This window comes from Algoriphagus pacificus (assembly GCF_017254845.1).
GTDB classification, from domain to species: domain Bacteria; phylum Bacteroidota; class Bacteroidia; order Cytophagales; family Cyclobacteriaceae; genus Algoriphagus; species Algoriphagus pacificus.
This window is the reverse complement of the sequence record NZ_JAFKCU010000001.1, coordinates 865,863-887,265: the sequence shown is the minus strand read 5'-3', so window position 1 is coordinate 887,265 and position 21,403 is coordinate 865,863. Positions and strand designations below refer to the sequence as shown.

The window sequence follows — 21,403 nt, the reverse complement described above, 5'->3', positions numbered from 1 at the left end:
TAAGCCTCAAAAAAGAACCTGAGTGCATAATTCTGATTTTCAAGCCCATCATATCTCAGCCAATCCAAGCTTTTTTTTAATTGGTGACAATGAAAAAGACAATTCCTTTTAACTTCAGGGCATCATTCTTTACCAACCTTTATGAAAAAACATCTACTTCTCACATTATTCGTTTTTTCGATCACCCTTTGCTCTTGGGCACAAATTCAGACTCCTGAGCAATTTTTAGGTTACAAACCTGGCGATCGATTTACTCCTCACCACAGAATGGTGGATTATTTTGAACATGTGGCTGCCAACAACCCAAATGTCAAATTGATCCAATACGGGGAAACGAACGAAAAACGCCCTTTGATCATTGCGATTCTTTCCAGCCCTGAAAACATGGCAAACCTAGAGCAAATCCGCACGGACAATCTCAAAAGAGCTGGTTTAATGGAAGGAACTCCTTCGACTTCCATCCCTATCAACTGGATGTCTTTTAATGTGCATGGCAATGAATCTGTAGGAATGGAAGCAGCCATTTCTTCTTTTTATACTTTGGCTAACCCTCAGAATGCAAAATCTCAGGAATGGCTAAAAAATCAGATCGTGATCATCGATCCTGCGATCAACCCTGACGGTAGAGATCGTTATGCCATGTGGTACAACCAAAAAATGAATACCACACTTCAGCCGGATTTACAATCTGTAGAACACAATGAGCCTTGGCCAGGTGGCCGTGCAAACCACTACTTGTTTGACCTAAACAGAGACTGGGCTTGGCAAGTACAAGTAGAATCTCAGGCAAGATTAAAAATGTATCAGCAATGGATGCCTCAGTTGCATTTGGATTTCCATGAGCAGGGAATCAATAACCCTTTTTATATGGCGCCTGCCGCAGAGCCTTTGCATGAGCAATTGACTCCTTGGCAGCATGAGTTCCAAGATACTTTTGGAAGGAATACAGCAAAGTACTTCGACGAGGCTGGAAGATTTTACTTCACCAAAGAGCGCTTTGATTTACTTTATCCATCCTATGGAGATTCCTATCCGATGTTTAATGGTGCCATCGGGATGACTATCGAACAAGGCGGTGGCGGTCAAGCTGGTATTGGTGGCTATAATTCTGTAGGTGATACTGTGACCTTGAGTTATAGAATAGCTGGACATTATACTGCAGCGATGTCAGCTGCTGAAGTAACTAGCCAGAATGCTGAAAAATTACTTTCAGAGTATGCTAAGTTTTACAAAGACAATTCCACCAATCCAAAGGGTAAGTATAAAAGCTTTATCATCAAAGGAGAAAGCAACCCAGCCCAAGTAGCCAAATTATTGGAATTGTTGGATAAGAATGGAATCAGATATGGAAAGGCAGGTTCTAAAACTGGCCTTAAAGGATATGAATATCAAACAGGAAAGAGTGGTTCTTTTGCCACTTCTGATGAAGATATCATCATCAGTGCCTACCAACCAAAATCTGTATTGGCGCAGGTTTTCTTCGAACCAAATCCTGCTTTACATGATAGCATTACCTATGACATCACCAGCTGGGCTTTACCCTATGCTTATGGATTGGAAGCCTATGCTGTCGAAACTAGAATAGATCCTGCTGGAGAATACAAAGCTCCTGAGTTTACCGCCAACACTGCGGGAAAAACTCCTGTTGCTTACATGGCAGCATGGGAAGGAACCAGAGATGTGGCATTTCTTGCTGAACTGCTCAATGCTGGAATCCGGGTTAAATATCCAGAGTTTCCATTCGAAGTAGAAGGAAAAAGCTTCCCTGCTGGATCCTTGCTGATTACCAAAGGTGGGAATGAATATGTTCCGAACTTTGACCAGAAAGTAGTAGAAATCGCGAATAAATATAGCGTTACCTTATCCACTACCATGAGTGGATATATGGACAAAGGCAAAGATTTTGGCTCACCAAATATCAGAATCATACAGGCACCCAAAGTTGCATTGATCGGGGGTTCTGGTACCAATTCATTGAATTATGGAGCGATTTGGCATTTCTTTGAAAAAGAGCTGAACTATCCTTTGGTGAATCTCGAACTGGAAAATATGGCCAGATATGACCTGCGAAAATACGATGTATTGATCATGCCATCTACCAGAGGCGGCGGTTTAGCAAAGCCTGCCATGGACAATGTCATGGAGTGGGTTCGTGGTGGAGGAAAGTTAATCGCCATCGATGGTGCTTTAGGAGCATTTGCCAACAAAGAAGGCTTTGATCTGAAAACATTTGATACCGACGAGGAAAAGAAAGCTGCTGAAAAGGAAGCTTCTGCGCTTGAGAAAGAAGAAAGATTAGCCCCTTATCAGGAAGGTGAGCGTGTGGCTATTTCTGGCGGTGCTGCAGGTGCAATCTATGAGGTTACCATGGACGAAACGCATCCATTAGGTTATGGAACAGGTGGTAAATATTATATCCTGAAGAACAATTCCAGCAGATATGCCTTCTTAAATAATGGAGTCAATGCCGGTATCATTGCCAATAACGATGCCTATCGAACCGGATATATTGGTTTTAAAATCAAATCCAAAATGGGTGAGTCTATGGCTGTAGGAGCGGAACGAGCTGGAAGAGGCCAAATCGTTTATTTTGTGGATGATCCAATCTTCAGAGGCTTCTGGGAATCAGGAAAATTGGTATTGAGTAATGCCATTTTTATGGTTGGCCAATAAAGATTAAAGAGAGTAAAAGAAAACCGACTGCTGAAGAGTGGTCGGTTTTTTTTATGAGCTCTTCCTCTATTTTTTCATTTTGAAACAATATTTTCCCACTTAAATAATTCTTCATTAAGAAATCCTGTTTAATTTGAGATTACAAAAAATAGCAAGCTATATTTTCTTGAATTTCAAACCATTACCAAGAACCCAAAATGATGAAAAACAACAGACGCGAATTCTTTAAGAAAGTGGGAGTAGGAACCGCAGGCCTTGGCTTGGCTGCGACGGTACCTTTTGCTGCCACTGCAAATACTTCTAATTCTTTCCGCCATGCCCCTTCAGACCAATTCCTTCAAATAGGAGATGGCATAGCAGAAGCCAATACCGATTCTGGTAAGATCAGAGGGTATATCCTCAATGACGTTTACACTTTCCTCGGTGTGCCTTATGGAGCAAATACTGCTGGAAAAAACCGCTTTATGCCACCACAGAAACCTGAAAAATGGACTGGGGTAAAGCCAACTATTTGGTGGGGAAATACGGCTCCTCAAATTATGGACAACCGTTATGCCAGTCCTGATTATTCTTTTGCAGACCATTGGAACTATGATGATGTCAGTGAGGATTGTCTCAAACTGAATGTTTGGACTCCCGCACTAGACACTAAGAAAAGACCTGTATTAGTTTGGTTGCATGGCGGTGGTTTTACCAATGGAAACGGAATCGAGCAAGATGGATATCATGGTGAAAACATCAGCAAAAACGGTGATATCGTTTTTGTTTCCATCAACCATCGCTTAGGTCCGATTGGATTTACTGATCTTTCTGGTGTTGGTGGCTCAAAATATGCCAATTCAGGAAATGTCAGTCAACTAGATATCATCGCATCTTTGGAATGGGTGAGAGACAACATTGCTAATTTCGGAGGCGACCCTGGTAATGTCACCATCATGGGACAATCTGGAGGTGGAGCAAAAGTAACTGCCACCATGTCCATGCCTGCAGCAAAAGGATTGGTGCACAAAGGAGTCCCTTTGAGTGGGTCCATGCTTCGAGCAAATGATCAGGAATATTCCCGAAAACTAGGTGAATATGTCATGAAAGAAGCTGGTCTTACTCCAGACACTATCGATAAACTGCAGGAATTAAGTTGGAGAGAATACATTGACGTAGCCAATAAGGCCTTGGAAAAAATGAGAAAAGACAATCCAACTCCGGGTTTCAGAGGTGGATTTGGACCGGTGGCGGATGGAGTAAATATTCCAAAAGGCGAGTTCTTTTCCGATCCAAACGGATTGGCTTCAGACATTCCAATGTTGATTTGTACCACATTTCATGAATGGAACCCTACTAGAACTTCACCAGAACTGGAAAAAATTGACTGGGCCGGAGTGGTGGAAAACATCAAACCGAGATTTGGTGACAGTTCACAGAAAATCGTTGAAGCCTATAGACAGGATTTTCCTGATGCTTCGCCTGCGGATATTTGGGCCATGGTTCTTTCTAACAGGCAGGGAGCAATCAGTACTGCGAATGCCAAATCCAAGCAAAAAGCACCAGTTTATCTAGCATGGTTTGGTTGGGAGCCAGATCTCTACAATGGTAGAATGAAGGCTTTCCACTGTATCGATATTTGTTTCTGGTTTGACAATACCGACAGAATGTACACCCATACGGGTGGCGGTGACCGTCCAAGGAAACTTTCCAAAGCAATGTCAGCTTCACTCCTATCATTTATGAAAACGGGCAATCCAAATGCTAGCGCATTGCCAACTTGGAAAGAATACACTGCTGAAGGTGGAGAAACCATGATCCTCAATGATACAAGTGCTTTGAAAAACAATCCTGACAAAAGAGGCAGAGAGGCGCTTCCTAGCTAATTAAAAATCAACAAATCAATAATTTACCACAGTTCAGGTTTGCTAACGCGAGCCTGAACTTTTTTATTACATTGTATCTCTGCGGTCAACCCAAAATCTATTCCCTATGAGAAAGGTAAACTTACTTCTGGTATTCATTTTTTTCATTTCAGCTTTTACCTCTTTTGCCCAAATGTCCCAACAGGCTAGGGACAGCATCGCAAAACTCAGCCAGCAAGATCATCAACTCATAATGCAAAAATTAGGAATAGAATCTTTTCGGCCTGGCCCTTCCGGCAATCCAGAAGCTCCTAATGCAGCCAATAAAGATGAGTCTAAAGCCACACCTTATACTTCCCTTCCTGACCCATTGGTTTTTGACAATGGAATTCCTTTGAAAAGCCCAAGGGATTGGAAGCAGCGAAAGCTAGAAATCAAAGAGCATTTTGCTTCTGAGGTCTATGGACGGATTCCAGAAAACACTCCCTCTGTAACTTGGGAAATCATTGAAGAAAAAGATAGCCTTTTTGGCGAGGTTCCTGCCAGATTTAAAAAGCTGCTCGGACATGTGGATAACTCATCCTATCCGGAAATTGAGGTAACCATTGAAATGATGATGGCCACTCCTTTGGAAGTAAAAAAAGCAGTTCCTCTGGTGATGCAATTCAGCTGGATCTGGCCAGCAAGTATGCAGCGACCTAGGCCACAAGGTGCAACTTGGCAAGAGCAGATGCTGAAAGAAGGCTGGGGGTTTGCCATGTTGATACCAACCAGTTTTCAGGTAGATAACGGATCAGGTTTGAGGTCTGGAATTATTGGTTTGGTCAATAAAGGCCAACCAAGAAAATTGGATGATTGGGGAACCCTGAGAGCTTGGGGATGGGGTGCAAGCAGGGCTTTGGACTATTTAGAAACCGATTCAAGTGTGGATGCTAAACGGGTGGCTATTGAAGGCCTTTCCAGATACGGAAAAGCCGCTTTGGTAGCAATGGTGGATGAACCAAGGTTTGCCATTGGGTTTTTAGCTTCCTCTGGAGCAGGTGGGGCAAAAATCTTCAGAAGAGTTTACGGAGAACAAGTGGAGAATTTGGCTTCCTCTGGAGAATATCATTGGTTTACACCCAATTTCATCAAATATGCAGGCCCATTGACTCCTATGGATTTGCCCGTCGATGCCCATGAAATGGTAGCTCTTTGTGCTCCTAGACCTGTTTTTATTTCTGGAGGAGATCCAGAGGTGGAAGGACACTGGATAGATGCAGTGGGCATGTTCAAAACTGCGGTAGCTGCAACGCCAGTTTATGAATTCCTTGGAAAAAAAGGCATTGAAACCGATACGTATCCTGGTACCAATATTGGTTTGATGGAAGGTGATTTAGCTTTCAGACAACACGATGGAGGTCATACCGAAGGTCCAAACTGGGCCTATTTTATTGAGTTTGCCAAGCGGTATTTTCACTAATCGTGTGGATAAATCCCAGTTTAATGAATGATAATACCATGAGATTTAACCTTATTTTTACCTAACAAATAGTGTAACCCCATTTACTAGAATAATTCCTAAAATGTCTTCTTTCAAAACGTTCCTTCCCCTTTTCTTTTTGGTTTTGATTACCACCAAAGCAATTTCTCAGGACTTTCTACCACCTTTAATTCCTTGGAACGGAAAAAGCAAATCACTCATTGCTGAACCCTCAGATCCTTGGATCACACCAGGTGAACTCTCAGGATTAACAGAATCTCCAAGCTATGATGAAACCATGGCATGGCTAGAAAAATTAAGTGAAAGCTCTCCTTACATTGCCATCAATTCCATCGGAACTAGCGAACAAGGAAGAATGATTCAACTGGTGATGGTTTCTAAAGATCAAGACTTTACTGCTCAAGAGTTATCCACATCCAAAAAACCTCTGATTCTTTTCCAAGCGGGGATTCATGCTGGGGAAATTGATGGGAAAGACGCCGGCATGATGCTACTGAGAGATATCAATGTGGGTGAAAAACTTGAGCTTTTGGATTATGCCAACTTGCTGTTTATCCCAATTTTGAATGTAGATGGACATGAACGGAAAAGTGCCTATGGCAGAGTCAATCAACGTGGTCCAAAGATCATGGGCTGGAGAAGCAATGCAGTAAATCTGAACCTAAATCGAGATTACACCAAACTAGAAACAGAAGGAATCAAAGCCATCGCCAAAGTAATCAAAGACTATGATCCAGATTTGTACATCGATATTCATGTCACGGACGGAGCCGATTACCAATATGATGTGACTTATGGATTTGTGGAAACTGGAGGTTATTCACCAGAAATTTCCTCATGGTTGTCCAATCACTTCAAACCAGAAGTAGATCAGGCTTTAAAAGATCAGGGACATATCCCTGGTCCACTTTTATTTGCTGCCAATGGCGAGGATTTTACTGAAGGAAATATCGCTTTTTCATTCAGCCCTAGATTCTCCCACACCTATGGAGACATCAGGCACCTACCATCTATTTTAATTGAAAACCATTCCTTAAAACCATTTGAGCAGCGGGTTTTGGGAACTTATGTGTTTTTGGAACAAGCCATCAAATCGGTCGGAAATCACTTTGAGTCATTGCAAGCTGCAATAGCATCCGACCAAGATCAGCCAAAAGAATCCATTGTTGTGAAATTTGGATTTAGAGATACTCCTGCTGATTCCGTAGAATTTTTGGGAGTAAAATCTGAAAAGGTAAAGTCAGAATTGACAGGAAATGAATATGTGTCTTGGTTAGGTGAGCCCGATACTCAATTAGTGCCCAGCATCCTGATGGACAAGCCTGTCACTTCAGTACCAGTTCCAAAAGCCTATTGGGTACCAGTAGAATGGCATGAAGTTATCCAAAAAATGAAAGCTCATGGAATTGAAATGGAAGTTTTGGAAGAGGCAAAAGAATTGAATTTGGAGTTTTCCACAGTGACAGAATTCAAAATGGTGAGCCAGCCTTATGAGGGATTGATGCGGTTTCAATCATTTGAACTAGAGAAGGAATATAGAAAGGTAACGCTACAACCGGGTTCAGTCAGAGTCAAAACCGATCAGGACCTTGGTGAGTTAGCAGTGATTTTGATGGAACCAGAATCTGTGGATAGTTTCTTTCAATGGGGCTATTTCAATACGATTTTATCCCAGACTGAATACATGGAGACCTATGTGATGGAACCCATGATCCAGTCCATGTTGGAAAAAGACCCAGACCTCAAAAAGAGGTTTGAAGAGGAAAAGGCAAAAGACGAAGCATTTGCCAAATCCCCTCGAAGGATTTACCGATGGTTTTATGAACAAACACCTTACTTAGACCAAAACTGGAAAGTTATTCCAGTTGGAAGAGAGTGGTAATTCCTGTTTTTACTTGATTTCGAAGCGACATCTGAAAAACTCAGTTGTCGCTTTTTACATTTCAGTCAGGGATATCTACACTTCAGTCAGTTTCAATTTTAAGGGCGAATTGAAGGCTGCATATTCGAATCAAACATTGATACGATATGAAACGCCAACATTATTTAACTGCCCTATTTTTCTTATTCCACTTGGGAGCTTTTTCCCAAACCATTCTTTCCGGAAAAGTACTCGATGAGAAAAATCAACCACTTCCAGGAGTAAACATTTATATCAAAGGAAGCTACGATGGAGCCACATCGGATGTGGATGGAAGCTTTGAATTCGAAACAGAAGAGGAAGGATCTCAAACGATCATCTATCAATTGATGGGGTTCAAAACCCAAGAATTTGCAATTGATTGTGATTCCAGTCCGATTTCCCTCCAAAATGTATCTTTAAGAGAGATGATCACGGATATGAATGCTGTGACCATTTCGGCCGGAGCAATGCAGGCATCCGATGCTTCCAAAGCTGTTGTTTTGAAACCTTTGGATATCGTAACCACCCCAAGCGCTATGGGTGATATCATAGGTGCATTTCAGACTTTACCTGGTACAAGTACTGTTGGGAATGATGGCAGATTGTTCGTTCGTGGAGGAGATGCCAGCGAAGTTGGGATTTACATTGACGGGTTGAGAGTAGGAAATGCTTATGGCTCTACCGCCGGCAATTTCCCCACCCGTACACGATTCAATCCTAACCTTTTCAAAGGAACCTTCTTTTCTACTGGTGGTTATTCGGCTGAATATGGACAAGCACTTTCCTCTGCTTTGGCACTGAACTCCAAGGATATTTCTCCAAGAAGTCAGGGAGATTTGAGCCTTTTGTCTTTGGGAGGAGGGTATTCTCACACGCTTTCATCAGATAAACAAAGCATTACTCTTACTGGAAATTTCTTTGACTTAGGTCCTTATCAAAACTTGGTTAAGCAGAATATTGACTGGGAAAGAGGTCCTCATAGCTGGGACTTGGAAATGGCTTCGCAAAAAAAACTGGCCGATGGAAGTTTGTTGAAAGTGATGGCAAGAACTGAATCTGGGGGTATGAAGCTTTGGCAAAAGCAGCCAGGAAAGGAAGGAAGAGGAGTTTTCATTGACCTTGACAACCGCTACACATTTGCTCAGACTAATTGGAAGAAAGCTTATGAAAATGGCTGGACGCTTTTCTCAGGAATCTCTTATTCCAATAACAAAGACGATATCTTCTACGATTCTGTCAACCTTCAAAAGAACAGTAAGCTAATCCATGCAAAATTCACAGGAATCAAGGATTTCTCAGATCGAATTTCTGCTAACTCGGGCATAGAATATATCCAAAATGACTACAGCGAAGGAATAGTTGAAGCCAATTTGGAAAGAGATTACACCGATCATCAGTTTTATGGATTTACAGAATGGGACTTTTACCTGAGTAAAAAACTGGTATTCCGAACAGGACTGAGAGGCGGAAATAGCTCTTTGAACCAAGAAACCTGGGTTGATCCAAGGGCCTCTTTCGCATACCAAGTTTCTGAAAATGGTCAAATTTCATTGGCTGGTGGTACTTTCTCCCAGGTTCCTACAGAAAACTTCAGAGCTCTCACCCCAGAATTGAAAAATGTAAAGTCCAAGCATCTGATTCTGAATTATCTCTACGGAGCCAATGGTCGAACACTACGAGCAGAGGCATTCTACAAGTCCTATGACAACTTGGTGACATTTGACGGCTCTCCAATGGCACCTGAAAAACCAATCAATGAAGGGAAAGGATTTGCCAAAGGAATTGACCTGTTCTACAGAGAAAGTCGATTGATCAAAAACACAGATTTCTGGGTCACATACAGCTTTGTGGACAGCAAAAGACAATTTGATCAATATAGCACGAAGGTTCAGCCGGCTTTTGCTCCAAGGCACAACTTCTCCGTTGTAGCAAAGCATGGATTTCAAAAGCTACAGTCACAATTGGGAATGAGTTTTTCCATGAACGACGGCTATGCTTACACTGATCCAAATCAGTCAGGTGAAATGAACTCCAAGACCCGTTCATTCCAAAATCTAAGCCTAAGCTGGAGCTACTTACCTAAACCCAATTTGATCATTCACTTTGCAGTGAGCAATGTACTGGGCAGGGAAAATGTTTTCGGCTACCAATATGCACAAACTCCAAACGCAAGCGGAGTTTACGAATCTCTTCCTTCAGGACAGGCTGCACCTAGATTCCTGCTTTTGGGAGTGTTCCTTACCCTATCAAAAGACAAAACAGCAAATAATTTAAACAACCTATAATCTTACCAACAATGAAAAAGTACATCCTGATTTTCGCTTTATCCTTTATCTGTATCCACGTAGCAAATGCTTCTGACCCTGCATTCGAAAAAGCAATGTCCAAGCAAATTCAAGCGATGGCAACCATCCAAACTCTGGAGGAATCACAGAAAGTTTCCAATTCTTTTTTGAGAATTTCTGAAGCTCAACCTGAAGAGTGGCTTCCTCTTTATTATGCCAGTTTATTACAAATTGAATCCGCATTTCGATTTGATATAAACAAAGACCAGGCATTTGACCAAGCCCTTGAGTACATCGAAAAGGCCAAAAAAATTGCCCCTGAAAATTCCGAATTGACTGCATTAGAAGGGTATGCAGTGATGGGTAAACTCAGTGTGGATCCAGCCAATCGCGGGCAAAACTTGACACCGGAAGCGATGCAGTTGTTTGGCAAAGCAATCGCTTTGGATAGAGAGAATCCACGAGCAGTTCTCCTTATGGCTCAAATGGAATTGGGAATGGCTCAATTCTTTGGTTCTGGACCCGAAAAAGCATGTGGAGTGGCAAGAATGGGAAGTGATTTACTCCAAAAAGAAAAAGGTAAGATCAACGAATCCTACATCTTACCGACTTGGGGAGAAAGAATGGCATCTCAATTTGAAAAAGTTTGTCAATAAAATTTAAACCAAAGACTAATGGCAGGACCGAAATACATATCGGTACTGCCATTTTTATTATCTTCAGTCCCATGTTAAACCTTTTAAAAGCTGGCTTATCCTTCAAATCAGATAGGGTCTGGCGCTATTCCAATATTTTCAGATTTATTGCTGTTCAGGTTGTAATAGCTTTGATTATCCTACTATTTGTTTGCCCTAGCTGTTGGTTAACTTGGGAAGGGATCAAAAATATGGTTCCGGAATTTTTTGCCTCATTTGTTTTTTCCTCTGTCTTGAGTTTTGGTGGAAATCTCGTAGTGACCTATTTCGACGAAAGGATTTCCTGGATTGAAAAACCTGTCAAAAGATTGGTTTTAACAGTGATCTACTACATGTCTTATGCATTTGTAGCTTCATACATTGTCATCCTTTTCATAACAATTTTGGATGGACAAATCCAAGCAGATAATATCCCGTGGATAGAACTTATTCCCTACACAAAAACGCCCATGTGGGCAGCTTTGATTTTCATGGGACTGTTTACTACTTGGTCTTGGTTGAAAGAATGGAGAATCTCTGCTTTGGAAGCGGAAAAATTAAAATCAGAAAAATTAGCAGCCTCCTATCAAGGCTTGAAAAACCAATTGAATCCGCATTTTTTGTTCAACTCCTTAAACGCCCTTTCCAATTTAGTTTACGAAGATGCAGACCGATCTGCGGCTTTTATCCAAAAGCTTTCAAAGATCTATCGCTATGTTCTTGATGTGCAGCAAGAAGAACTGGTTTCTTTGGAAAAAGAACTTGCCTTTGCCGGTAACTACTTGGAACTCCAAAAGATCAGGTTTGAAGAGGCATTGGAGTTTAAGCTTGAAATCACCAATACAACTGATTTTTTTCTGCCTCCACTTTCCCTTCAATTGCTTCTGGAAAATGCCATCAAACATAACGTGGCAAGCCAAGAAGATCCCTTGTTTATCCACATTATCCAGAAGGAAGATCAATTGTGGATAAGTAATACATTTCAGCCTAAATCAAAAGGGATTGAAAGCTCTTCTGGCATAGGCTTAGAAAATATCCGACTCAGATATCTCCATCTCAGCAAAGAAGAAATCAGTATCACCCAAACTGAAAATGAATTTCTTGTCAAACTTCCATTATTGACTTATCCACATGCGAATACTAATCATTGAGGATGAACGCCCAGCTGCTAATCGGCTCAAAAAGCTATTAGAGCCCCATTTTAGTGAAGCTGAGTTTATTGCAGAACTGGATACCGTCAAAAAAAGTATCAATTGGTTTCAAGAAAACAAGCCTGCGGATTTGATCTTTTGCGATATCCAATTAGCGGATGGAATCAGCTTTGAAATATTCGAAAACATCAAGTTATCCACACCGATTATTTTTACTACAGCCTACGATCAATATGCGATCAAGGCATTTCAGGTGAATGCAGTTGATTACTTATTAAAACCAATTGACCCAGAAGAACTAAAAAGAGCAATTTCCAAATTCAATCTTCAGCAGCTAACGCCAGCCTTAGATTTTTCTGCCTTAACCAGTTATTTGGAGCAGAACAAGAAAAATTATAAAAGCCGCTATCTGGTTAGGTTCGGAGAAAAAATCCAGAGTATCTCAACCGAGGATGTTTCCTTTTTCTATAGCGAGGAGCGAGTTACATTTCTACAGACTTTTGAGGGCAAAAAATTCGTTTTGGACAGTACCTTGGAACAAGTAGAGTCTCAAGTGGATCCAAAACAATTTTTTCGGATTAACAGGAAATACCTTTGTTCCTATCCATCTATTTCAGATATTTTTACCTATTCCAACAGTCGGCTGAAAATCAAATTACATCATTGTCAAGATGATGATATTTTAATCAGTAGAGAGAAAGTGTCAGACTTTAAAAATTGGTTGGATGGCTAAATGATTTTTTAGAAAATGGAACAAGAATTTGATAGTGACAAAAAACAGGATGAATTAACCTGGTTGGAAAATCTTCAGCGGAACAGCTGGGAACCTGAAGTAATCATTTCGGGTATTACGCTTGCTTTCTTGTTTATTTTCCCAGCTAAAATTTATGAATTCTGCGCTTATATCAATCAAGAGCTTGGGGTAGGGTATTTATTCAGTCTTCTCCTTGTCTTTTATCTTACCGCTATCATATCTGTATTTAAGATATTCTTTGTTTTACACCTTTGCTTAAGATTTTTTTGGACTGGTCTTCTTGGCTTAAGCTATGCTTTTCCTCATGGAGCGATAAATGAAAAACTTTTCAAAGCAGCACAGAATTACAATTATCAAAAACCAGAGCAGATGGTGTTGAGGATGGAGAAAATCTGTAGCATGACTTTCGCATTTCCACTATCACTTGTCATTACGATTCTTGTAATTACCCTTTACTTAGGGCTATTAGTAGCGGTTTATGTTTGGTTTGATTTGACTTATCTCACGGTCTATCTGATATTCATGACAAGTCTGTTGATTCTCTCATTGGGACAGTTAAGTAAGAAAAAATCAAAATTTAAAACATGGTACTCCCAGACAATCATCAGTTCAATTGGAGCAATTTATCAAAGTAATCTTGGAAAGTGGTTTGCTGTATTTTACAGCTTATTCATATTCGTATTGGCTACCCCAATCATCACTTCTGATGTGAAGGACTTCTCACTTTTTTCAAATGAAACTAATCTCAATGAATTTGAGCAAGAGTGGCCTGCCAAGAATCAAACTTTTCAAGACCTACATGATCCGAACAAAAGATTTCCAAGAGTATTTATTCCCTCAGAAGAAATAAATGAGGATTTTTTAAAATTAGGAATTGCCAGATTCGAGGGTGATCGAAAAATTCTTGAGGATTTAAACAATCAATTTCAAACAACCATTGACACTTTGAATTGGCATCAGCTTGATGAAACTGCTGATTTGCATCGAATCTACATTGATGATTCTCTAGTGAAAATCGATCACTGGGAGAAGTTCAGACTACCTGAAACCGGACAAAGAATATATCAAGGAGTGTTGGATATCAAGGAATTAAGTCAGGGTGTACATCATGTTAGAGTGGAAAAGCTTTTACTGATTTATGGTTTTACGGATAATGTTCCAGATGTAAAGTTCCGTCAAAACTGGTCCAAATTCAGTTTTATAAAGAAGTAATACATCCTGATTTTTCCCTTTAAACAATTTGAAATGAAGGTTCTCTTAATTTCTTTAAGCTTAATTCTGCTATTTTCTTCCTGCTCCAAAGAATCGGAAAAAATAGTTCCCATACTCGATTTGGAGGATTTGATAGTAGACACCTTGTATTTAGAAAAAGATACCTTGACTAAGGATATTGGCTCTGACTTTAGGTTTATAATAAAAGGAACAGAGGAATTTCTGGTAACTGCTATCCAAAATAGACTGTTGGAGTTCAGTTATCCTGAAGGCAAGCTTGTCCGAGATCAATTTTATTTTGCCGAAGGGCCAGATGGTATCGGCAGTTTTATATCCGGAAGTTTTGTGGACGATACCACTGTTTGGTTTCTTTCAAACAATAAACTGATCGAAGCTGATCTATTCGGAAAAGTCAGAAATAGAATTGATTTACCTGAGGTTTCTGAATCTAGGCTAGCAGCAAATTATAGTACAATGCATGGGAATAGAATTAGTAAATCAGGAGAAGAATTAATTATAGCCGATGTTCCATTTGTATTAAAAGAGGCAAATTTGGAATATGAAAACTGGATTTTAAAATTCAACCCACAAAATCTCTGTTCGGACCATTTAAAATTCAGGTATCCTGATAGTTATAGAAAATTTTTAGATGATCCGAACCTAGGGCCTTATAACAGCACATTTACTCCTTCCGGTAAAGAAATAATATCTCTTCCAGCAAGTGACTCCTTGATAATTATTTCCGAAAATGAAAATCAAATAGTGTATGCAGGTGTCAAGGATAAAATGGATTTCTTCCCGGGCACTACTACTCAAGAGGGAGAATGGATCGCATATCATCCCAATTACAATTCAAGTAAATTTAGCTGGGTAGATTACGATCCTTTAGCCCAAGTGTACATTAGACAAGCAATCGTCACTACCGATAACGAGGAAAACAGAAGTCAGGGAAGAAAACCCTTGACGAAATTAGTAATCTTGAATAGCGCCTTTAAAAAGACTATGGAAGTGGCTCTTCCATTCCCCACAAGGGGTTTCTCTACACCAAAAGGTTACTACCTCAATATTGGCTATCCTCATTCTGAAGATGAGGTAGCTTTTGTTAGACTGGACTTTTCGAAAATCATTACTTCAAACTAATCAGGGCTTATAGTTCCTCTTCTGGATACTAGTACCAAATCAAAAGCAGCTTTGTTTATGAAAATTGCGGTTAAAAAAGCCGAAAAAAAAAGCGAGACTATTCAGTCTCGCTTTTTACTTGAAGTTCTATTTCCTCTCCAGATTCGTCTTGGAATCTGTATTCCGTCACTGGTAGGGAAGAATCTTTGATCAGTTTAATCCATTTGTAATACTTGAAAAACCACTTTACTCTGCGGCTGATAATACCGGTAGTAAAGTATGCGTGCAGGTAGGGATGCAGCCCGATGTGGATTTTAGCCACATTTTGGATAGTAGCAATATGTTCCAGATCTTTTTCCAACTTGTCGGCTATCAGGATTGATGCCTGAATTTTGCCGGTTCCATTACAAGCTGGACAGGTTTCTTTGGTGACAATATTTACTTCCGGCCTTACTCTTTGCCGGGTAATTTGCATGAGCCCAAATTTGCTCAGCGGCAAAATAGTATGTTTAGACCTGTCCAGTTTCAGCTCTTCTTTCATTGCTTCATAGATGACCTTTTTGTTTTCGGCCTTTCTCATGTCTATGAAGTCAACTACGATAATACCTCCCATATCTCGGAGGCGCAGCTGTCTGGCAATTTCTTTCGCAGCGACCAGATTGGTTTTTAATGCTGTTGATTCCTGGTCACTTTCCTGGTTGGACTTGTTGCCACTGTTCACGTCAATGACGTGCAAAGCTTCGGTATGTTCTATAATGACATAACCTCCCTGAGGAAGGCTGACTGTCTGTCCAAACAGGCTTTTGATCTGCTTTTCTATTCCAAAATTTTCAAATAGCTTCGCTTTACCATTGTAAAGCTTGACAATTTTTTCTTTTTCAGGCGCTATGGACCTGATGTAGGATCTGATCTGATCGTAAGTTGATTCTTCTTCTACGGTGATTGCATCGAAGGATTCATTGAGGAGGTCTCTCACAAGTGAGGAAGCCATACTCATCTCTCCTATTACCTTGTCTCGGCTTTTTGCTTTCAGCAACTTTTTCATTCCCTCTTCCCAGTTAGTGAGAAGATTACGAAGGTCTTTGTCCAATTCTGTGACAGATTGACCTTCTGCCACTGTGCGTATGATCACACCGAAGTTGGCAGGTTTGATAGAGTTGATGAGTCTCAAAAGACGTTTACGCTCATCGTTGCTTCGGATTTTCTTTGATACATTGACTGAATCAGAGAAGGGAACCAACACGAGGTAGCGACCCGGTAGAGAGAGCTCGCAGGATAGTCGGGGTCCTTTTGTGGAGATGGGTTCTTTGACGACCTGAACCAACACTTGATTATTTTTAGACAGGATGTTAGAGATTTTCCCAATCTTGTCTATTTCAGGATCGTTTTCGAAACCCTTCAACATGTAATTGCTATAGTTGTTGTTTCTTACCAGTTTGGTAAACTTCATCAGGCTGTTGAAATTCGGGCCTAGGTCCTGGTAGTGAAGAAAGGCATCTTTCTCATAACCTACATCAATGAAAGCTGCATTGAGCCCATTGACGATTTTGCGGACCGTTCCCAAATATATATCCCCAACCTTGAATTGATTATCCATTCCTTCGGAATGCAATTCAACCAAGCTTTTATCTTGAAGGAGTGCAATACGACTACCACTTTGAGCAGAATCAATTAATAATTCCGTACTCAAAATCGCGTCTAATAATAATGTAAATGAACGTGTTTAATTAAAACGGGCATAAGAAGAAGTGATTACTTCTTCTTATGTCTGTTCTTTCTAAGTCTTTTCTTACGCTTGTGCGTAGCGATCTTATGTCTTTTTCTTTTCTTACCGCAAGGCATAGTTTTTAGAATTTAAGTGATATAATAATTTATAGCCTGTCAAGATAGCCCTGGATACTGTTGAGAATCATTTCATCTCCTGTCATTTCCTTTACTGCCTCAAACTGAGCTTTTGCTTTATTCTTTTGATTGGCCTCAAAATAGCTTACTCCAAGGTAAAACTGTCCTTGAAGGTTTTGAGGATGATACTTGATCAATTCCTCAAATCGCTCCGAAGCACGCTTATACTGACCTGATTGTATCGCCAAGATACCCATATTAAACAAAGCATCCTCATTTTGAGGGTCCTGCTCGAGAATTTCTCTAAGCATGGTAATGCCCTGCATCGGGTTTGATGAAGAAACATAAGTCATCGCGACTTTGGTTTTCAAATCCAATCGGGTGGGATCTTTTTCCAACACCTGATTAAAATACTTTCGGGTTTCCTCGGCAGTATAGGCAACTTTTTCTGCTTCAAGTGCAAACGTAAAAGCTTCGTAGAAAGATTCCCCTGCTTTTTCAGCAAGTGCTAAACTTTTGCTTTCGTCTGCAGCTTGGGCAAAATAGTAACCTGCACTATCGTATTTACCCAACTCCTGATAGATGTTGCCAAGTGAATCCAAGAGCTCTACTGCATTTGCAGTATTTCCCTGATTCAATTGACCTCGTAAAGAAGCTACAGCTGCTTCCTGATCAGGAGTCAACTCAGCCTCATGCATAGCCACTGGATTTGATTCTGAAGATTCTGCCCCTGCATTATCCTGGGATATAGCATTGACTTCGCCCTCATTATCTACCACCACACTTGGAAGAGCATAAAGCCCTGCAATTGCGATGATTCCCACTACGATGAGAATGAGTTGAGTCTTTTTCATGTCAAATTATCCTCTCAGCTTAATCCTGAGGAGCCAATTCTTTAATTTTCTTACTGTTCTTGATCTTCTCTACAAACACTTTAGATGGCTTGAAAGCCGGAATGTAGTGCTCATCAATTACGATAGCTGTATTTTTGGAGATGTTTCGGGCGATTTTCTTAGCTCTTTTCTTATTGATAAAGCTACCAAAACCTCTCACGTAGATGTTTTCTCCCTCAGACATAGAATCCTTCACTACTTTGAAGAACGCCTCAACGGCTTGTGTAACATCATCCTTTTGGATTCCTGTTTTGTCTGAAATCTTAGTGATTACTTCTGCTTTTGTCACAGTAATATTAATTTAGAAATTATGAAATAAGCTTAACAACCTATTAACCAAGTGTTTTTGGGACTGCAAATGTACGAGAACCTGCGCAATTAAAAAACAAATTGGCAAAAATTAGCTTGCTTTGTATAGTAGAATTTTTCCTTAAATGAACTATAAAGACTCTGAATTTCAGGCATTTTCGCATCAAATCCTTTTTTGGTATCGATCAAATCCAAGAGATTTACCTTGGCGTGGAACCCAAGATCCTTACAAAATTTGGCTCTCGGAGATCATTCTTCAGCAGACCCGCGTTGCCCAGGGATTACCATATTATTATAAGTTTGTCAACCAATACCCCACCGTCAAAGATCTTGCCTTGGCGCCCCAAGAGGAAGTCTTGAGACTCTGGCAGGGATTGGGCTATTACAGCCGGGCGAGGAACCTCCACTCCTGCGCCATTTATATATATAAGGAGTTGGATGGAAAATTTCCAACAAGCTATGAGGGTCTTCTGAAACTAAAAGGTGTGGGTAGCTATACCGCTTCTGCTATTGCAAGTTTTGCATTTGGAGAAGCCAAAGCCGTGGTAGATGGAAATGTCTTCCGGGTTTTAGCTCGTTATTTCGGAATTGAGACTGACATCGCAAGCTCTAAAGCGAAAAAGGAATTTGAATCGCTAGCTAACAAAATAATTCCCCAAGATGAACCAGGTGAATTCAATCAGGCTATCATGGATTTTGGTTCCAGGCAATGCGTTCCCCTGAATCCGGATTGTGAGTCTTGCCCTTTGAGTGGTTCATGCTTTGCAAAGCAGCAGAATATGGTCAAAGAACTACCGGTGAAAATCAACAAAGTCAAGGTCAAAGAAAGAAATCTCCACTACTACGTTGTCAAATGCGGGAATGAATGGGTCTGGAAGAAAAGAACGTCTGGAGATATCTGGGAAGGTCTTTTTGATTTTCCTCTATCTGAAAAAGAAAAACCGACAAAAGCACATCCTTGGGAAGATTTTGAAGCGGAGGAAATACAGGAATACCCAAAAAAATACCGACATATCTTGTCGCATCAAAAATTAAACGCAACATTTTCAGAATTGGAAATACCCCAGAAAAACAAAGAAAAACTGGCTGCATGGTGTGAAGAAGAAGGATTTCTGCTTGTCAATGAAGAACAGATCGACTATTTGGCAAAGCCAAAGTTGATCGTCAATTTTTTGACTGATCAGGGTATTTAAGTAACTTCAATCTTTCATTTTTTTTCATTTAATCATCAAAAATTATGGCAGGAGTCAATAAAGTAATTCTATTAGGCAATCTCGGAGCTGATCCAGAAGTAAAATATCTAGAAGGTGATAAGGCAGTTGCAAACCTTCGTTTGGCCACAACCGAATCTTACAAGGACCGAAACGGAAACCGCGTTGATCAAACCGAATGGCATGATCTGGAAATGTGGGATGGTCAGGCAAAAATCGCTGAGCAATACCTAAAAAAGGGTTCCCAAATCTATGTTGAGGGAAAAATCAAATCTGACACTTGGCAAGATGAACAAGGTCAGAACCGTAAAAGAACCAAAATCCGAGTGATCAGCTTCACCATGCTGGGTGGTAAACCGGAGGGTGGAAGCCCATCCAATGCACCAATGAGCAGTCCACAGTCCAAATCAACGCCTGCTCCGATGCAGACTGGTGGAGGTAATATGGTGATGGACGAAGGAGATGACGATCTTCCATTTTAATTCAAATCCCTCGAAAGCTATTTTCGGGGGATTTTTTTTTACTTTTGTATCAAACATTCTGGATTATTCATGGACGATCCCTACCCGAGTTACCAATTACTCGCTCAGATCAGTGACGTAAGCGTAAGTTACCTGATCATTAACAGTTTACTTTTTATTATTCTATTAATTGGCTCTGCCCTTGTTTCTGGTTCAGAGGTTGCATTTTTCTCCCTATCCAATGAAGATCTTGAATCCTTGCAAATGGATCAATCTGGGAACGCCAAATCTGTCATTAAGCTGGTAGAATCCCCAAAAAAGCTTCTGAGTACCATTCTTATCTTGAATAATCTGATCAACATAGGAATCGTCACTTTGACCACTTTTGTTTCTTGGTCCATCTTTGGAATGAATGCCACAGGGATTTTGATCATTTTGATCCAGACCATCGGAGTTACTTTTGCCATCGTTTTCTTTGGAGAGATTGTCCCCAAGGTTTATGCTTCCAAAGCGAGTATGCAGTTTAGCCTCATCATGGCGCCTAGCATAAATTTCTTTAGCTCATTGCTTAAACCTATTTCAGTATTTTTGATGGCTATGAGCAATCTGATCGAGAAAAACATACAAAAAAGAGGTTACTCCCTTTCTGTAAATGAGCTGAATCAGGCTTTGGAAATGACAACTGAAGATACTCCAGAAGAGGAACGGGATATCTTGAAGGGGATTGTAAACTTTGGTACTCTCACGGTCAAGCAAGTAATGCGAAGTAGAATGGATATTACCGCTATCGATGAAGAGATGGATTTCCATGAATTGATGGATAAAATCAATAAAAGCGGTTATTCCAGAATTCCAGTTTATCAAGAAACGATAGACAATATCTCTGGAATCCTTTACATCAAAGATCTTCTGCCATACATAGAGCGGGATGAGGATTTTGCTTGGAAGGACCTTATCCGTAAAAGTTTTTTTGTTCCTGAAAACAAAAAAGTAGACAGCTTATTGAAGGATTTTCAATTGAAGCGTGTACACATGGCCATAGTCGTGGATGAGTATGGAGGCACTTCGGGACTTGTAACTCTTGAAGATCTGATCGAGGAAATCATCGGAGAAATCAATGATGAGTTTGACGATACGGATGATATCTTCTTTCAGGAATTGGATCCCAACACGTTTATCTTCGAAGGCAAGGTTTCTTTAAATGATTTCTGTAAAAAGCTAGAACTAGATCAACAGATTTTTGAAGAGGTCAAAGGAGAAAGTGAATCTTTGGGTGGATTGCTACTTGAATTGAACTCCAAGCTTCCAAAGAATGGCACAAAAATAAAATTTGACGAGTTTGAATTTACGATTCTGGCAGTCGATGCCCGAAAGATCAAAAAAGTGAAGGTACATTTAATTGGGTCAGAAAAAGACAGCACGGGACCATATACTGACTAGTGGGAAGGCTATAAAATTGAATTTTTAGTTTTTTGTCTTTTTCAAAATATTATTCTGCAGTTTTTGAAATAGATTTCTTAACAAATAGGTCTGCCCTCATTTTGTCGAAAATTTTTTTAAATTTTTTAAAAATTTTTTCCAAAAAACCG

16 protein-coding genes are annotated in these 21,403 nt (G+C 40.3%); 13 read left to right on the top strand and 3 right to left on the bottom strand.

Annotated elements, in window-relative coordinates:
• Nucleotides 1-141 precede the first annotated feature (141 nt).
• The 10 genes from J0A69_RS03785 to J0A69_RS03740 all read left to right on the top strand — a co-directional run bounded on the left by J0A69_RS03785 (nt 142) and on the right by J0A69_RS03740 (nt 15,119).
• Nucleotides 142-2,673, top strand: a complete 2,532-nt coding sequence (locus J0A69_RS03785; protein WP_206585176.1) for a M14 family zinc carboxypeptidase — start codon at nt 142-144, stop codon at nt 2,671-2,673.
• A 200-nt stretch (nt 2,674-2,873) separates the two neighbouring features.
• Nucleotides 2,874-4,538 (top strand): carboxylesterase/lipase family protein, encoded by a 1,665-nt coding sequence (locus J0A69_RS03780; RefSeq protein ID WP_206585175.1) that lies wholly within the window; start codon nt 2,874-2,876, stop codon nt 4,536-4,538.
• 106 nt (nt 4,539-4,644) lie between these two features.
• The gene (locus J0A69_RS03775; RefSeq protein WP_206585174.1) at nt 4,645-5,979 is read left to right on the top strand and encodes a glucuronyl esterase domain-containing protein; all 1,335 of its coding nucleotides are present in this window, start codon (nt 4,645-4,647) and stop codon (nt 5,977-5,979) included.
• Nucleotides 5,980-6,082: 103 nt separating this feature from the next.
• Complete coding sequence (locus tag J0A69_RS03770; protein ID WP_206585173.1) at nt 6,083-7,882, top strand: M14 family metallopeptidase; 1,800 nt, start codon at nt 6,083-6,085, stop codon at nt 7,880-7,882.
• Between the two features lie 146 nt (nt 7,883-8,028).
• Nucleotides 8,029-10,188, top strand: coding sequence for a TonB-dependent receptor (locus tag J0A69_RS03765; RefSeq protein WP_206585172.1), 2,160 nt, complete (start codon nt 8,029-8,031; stop codon nt 10,186-10,188).
• Between the two features lie 11 nt (nt 10,189-10,199).
• Nucleotides 10,200-10,844: a tetratricopeptide repeat protein gene (locus tag J0A69_RS03760; RefSeq protein ID WP_206585171.1), complete on the top strand. Its 645-nt coding sequence runs from the start codon at nt 10,200-10,202 to the stop codon at nt 10,842-10,844.
• A gap of 71 nt (nt 10,845-10,915) precedes the next feature.
• Nucleotides 10,916-12,013 carry a sensor histidine kinase gene (locus J0A69_RS03755; protein WP_206585170.1) on the top strand — a complete coding sequence of 366 codons (1,098 nt, stop codon included), beginning with the start codon at nt 10,916-10,918 and terminating at the stop codon, nt 12,011-12,013.
• Nucleotides 11,994-12,746, top strand: coding sequence for a LytR/AlgR family response regulator transcription factor (locus tag J0A69_RS03750; protein WP_206585169.1), 753 nt, complete (start codon nt 11,994-11,996; stop codon nt 12,744-12,746). The genes J0A69_RS03755 and J0A69_RS03750 overlap by 20 nt, the downstream gene beginning before the upstream one ends.
• Nucleotides 12,747-12,761: 15 nt before the next feature.
• Nucleotides 12,762-13,979: a hypothetical protein gene (locus tag J0A69_RS03745; RefSeq protein ID WP_206585168.1), complete on the top strand. Its 1,218-nt coding sequence runs from the start codon at nt 12,762-12,764 to the stop codon at nt 13,977-13,979.
• A gap of 33 nt (nt 13,980-14,012) precedes the next feature.
• Entirely contained in the window at nt 14,013-15,119 is a 1,107-nt protein-coding gene (locus J0A69_RS03740) for a DUF4221 family protein (RefSeq protein WP_206585167.1), read from the top strand.
• Between the two features lie 97 nt (nt 15,120-15,216).
• Here J0A69_RS03740 and J0A69_RS03735 read toward each other — a convergent pair whose 3' ends face one another.
• From J0A69_RS03735 to J0A69_RS03725, 3 genes are all read right to left on the bottom strand, one after another.
• Nucleotides 15,217-16,788, bottom strand: a complete 1,572-nt coding sequence (locus J0A69_RS03735; protein WP_206585166.1) for an Rne/Rng family ribonuclease — start codon at nt 16,786-16,788, stop codon at nt 15,217-15,219.
• A gap of 181 nt (nt 16,789-16,969) precedes the next feature.
• A complete protein-coding gene (locus J0A69_RS03730) occupies nt 16,970-17,794 on the bottom strand; it encodes a tetratricopeptide repeat protein (RefSeq protein WP_206585165.1) in 825 nt (274 codons plus the stop codon).
• 19 nt (nt 17,795-17,813) lie between these two features.
• Nucleotides 17,814-18,122, bottom strand: a complete 309-nt coding sequence (locus J0A69_RS03725) for an HU family DNA-binding protein (RefSeq protein ID WP_074225800.1) — start codon at nt 18,120-18,122, stop codon at nt 17,814-17,816.
• A gap of 145 nt (nt 18,123-18,267) precedes the next feature.
• On the opposite strand from J0A69_RS03725, the gene mutY reads away from it, so the two are divergent.
• The 3 genes from mutY (at nt 18,268) to gldE (ending at nt 21,254) form a co-directional block, all read left to right on the top strand.
• On the top strand, nt 18,268-19,335 hold the full coding sequence (gene mutY / locus J0A69_RS03720; RefSeq protein WP_206585164.1) for an A/G-specific adenine glycosylase: 1,068 nt from the start codon (nt 18,268-18,270) through the stop codon (nt 19,333-19,335).
• A 44-nt stretch (nt 19,336-19,379) separates the two neighbouring features.
• A complete protein-coding gene (locus tag J0A69_RS03715; RefSeq protein ID WP_206585163.1) occupies nt 19,380-19,835 on the top strand; it encodes a single-stranded DNA-binding protein in 456 nt (151 codons plus the stop codon).
• A gap of 69 nt (nt 19,836-19,904) precedes the next feature.
• Nucleotides 19,905-21,254 carry a gliding motility-associated protein GldE gene (gene gldE, locus J0A69_RS03710; protein ID WP_206585162.1) on the top strand — a complete coding sequence of 450 codons (1,350 nt, stop codon included), beginning with the start codon at nt 19,905-19,907 and terminating at the stop codon, nt 21,252-21,254.
• Nucleotides 21,255-21,403: the final 149 nt, after the last annotated feature.

Coding starts and splice junctions, on each gene's coding strand:
- J0A69_RS03715 (WP_206585163.1), top strand. CDS start 19,380: ATGGCAGGAGTCAATAAAGTAATTCTATTAGGCAATCTCGGAGCTGAT.
- J0A69_RS03780 (WP_206585175.1), top strand. CDS start 2,874: ATGAAAAACAACAGACGCGAATTCTTTAAGAAAGTGGGAGTAGGAACC.
- J0A69_RS03745 (WP_206585168.1), top strand. CDS start 12,762: ATGGAACAAGAATTTGATAGTGACAAAAAACAGGATGAATTAACCTGG.
- mutY (WP_206585164.1), top strand. CDS start 18,268: ATGAACTATAAAGACTCTGAATTTCAGGCATTTTCGCATCAAATCCTT.
- J0A69_RS03740 (WP_206585167.1), top strand. CDS start 14,013: ATGAAGGTTCTCTTAATTTCTTTAAGCTTAATTCTGCTATTTTCTTCC.
- J0A69_RS03770 (WP_206585173.1), top strand. CDS start 6,083: ATGTCTTCTTTCAAAACGTTCCTTCCCCTTTTCTTTTTGGTTTTGATT.
- J0A69_RS03755 (WP_206585170.1), top strand. CDS start 10,916: ATGTTAAACCTTTTAAAAGCTGGCTTATCCTTCAAATCAGATAGGGTC.
- J0A69_RS03760 (WP_206585171.1), top strand. CDS start 10,200: ATGAAAAAGTACATCCTGATTTTCGCTTTATCCTTTATCTGTATCCAC.
- gldE (WP_206585162.1), top strand. CDS start 19,905: ATGGACGATCCCTACCCGAGTTACCAATTACTCGCTCAGATCAGTGAC.
- J0A69_RS03765 (WP_206585172.1), top strand. CDS start 8,029: ATGAAACGCCAACATTATTTAACTGCCCTATTTTTCTTATTCCACTTG.
- J0A69_RS03750 (WP_206585169.1), top strand. CDS start 11,994: ATGCGAATACTAATCATTGAGGATGAACGCCCAGCTGCTAATCGGCTC.
- J0A69_RS03785 (WP_206585176.1), top strand. CDS start 142: ATGAAAAAACATCTACTTCTCACATTATTCGTTTTTTCGATCACCCTT.
- J0A69_RS03775 (WP_206585174.1), top strand. CDS start 4,645: ATGAGAAAGGTAAACTTACTTCTGGTATTCATTTTTTTCATTTCAGCT.
- J0A69_RS03730 (WP_206585165.1), bottom strand. CDS start 17,794: ATGAAAAAGACTCAACTCATTCTCATCGTAGTGGGAATCATCGCAATT.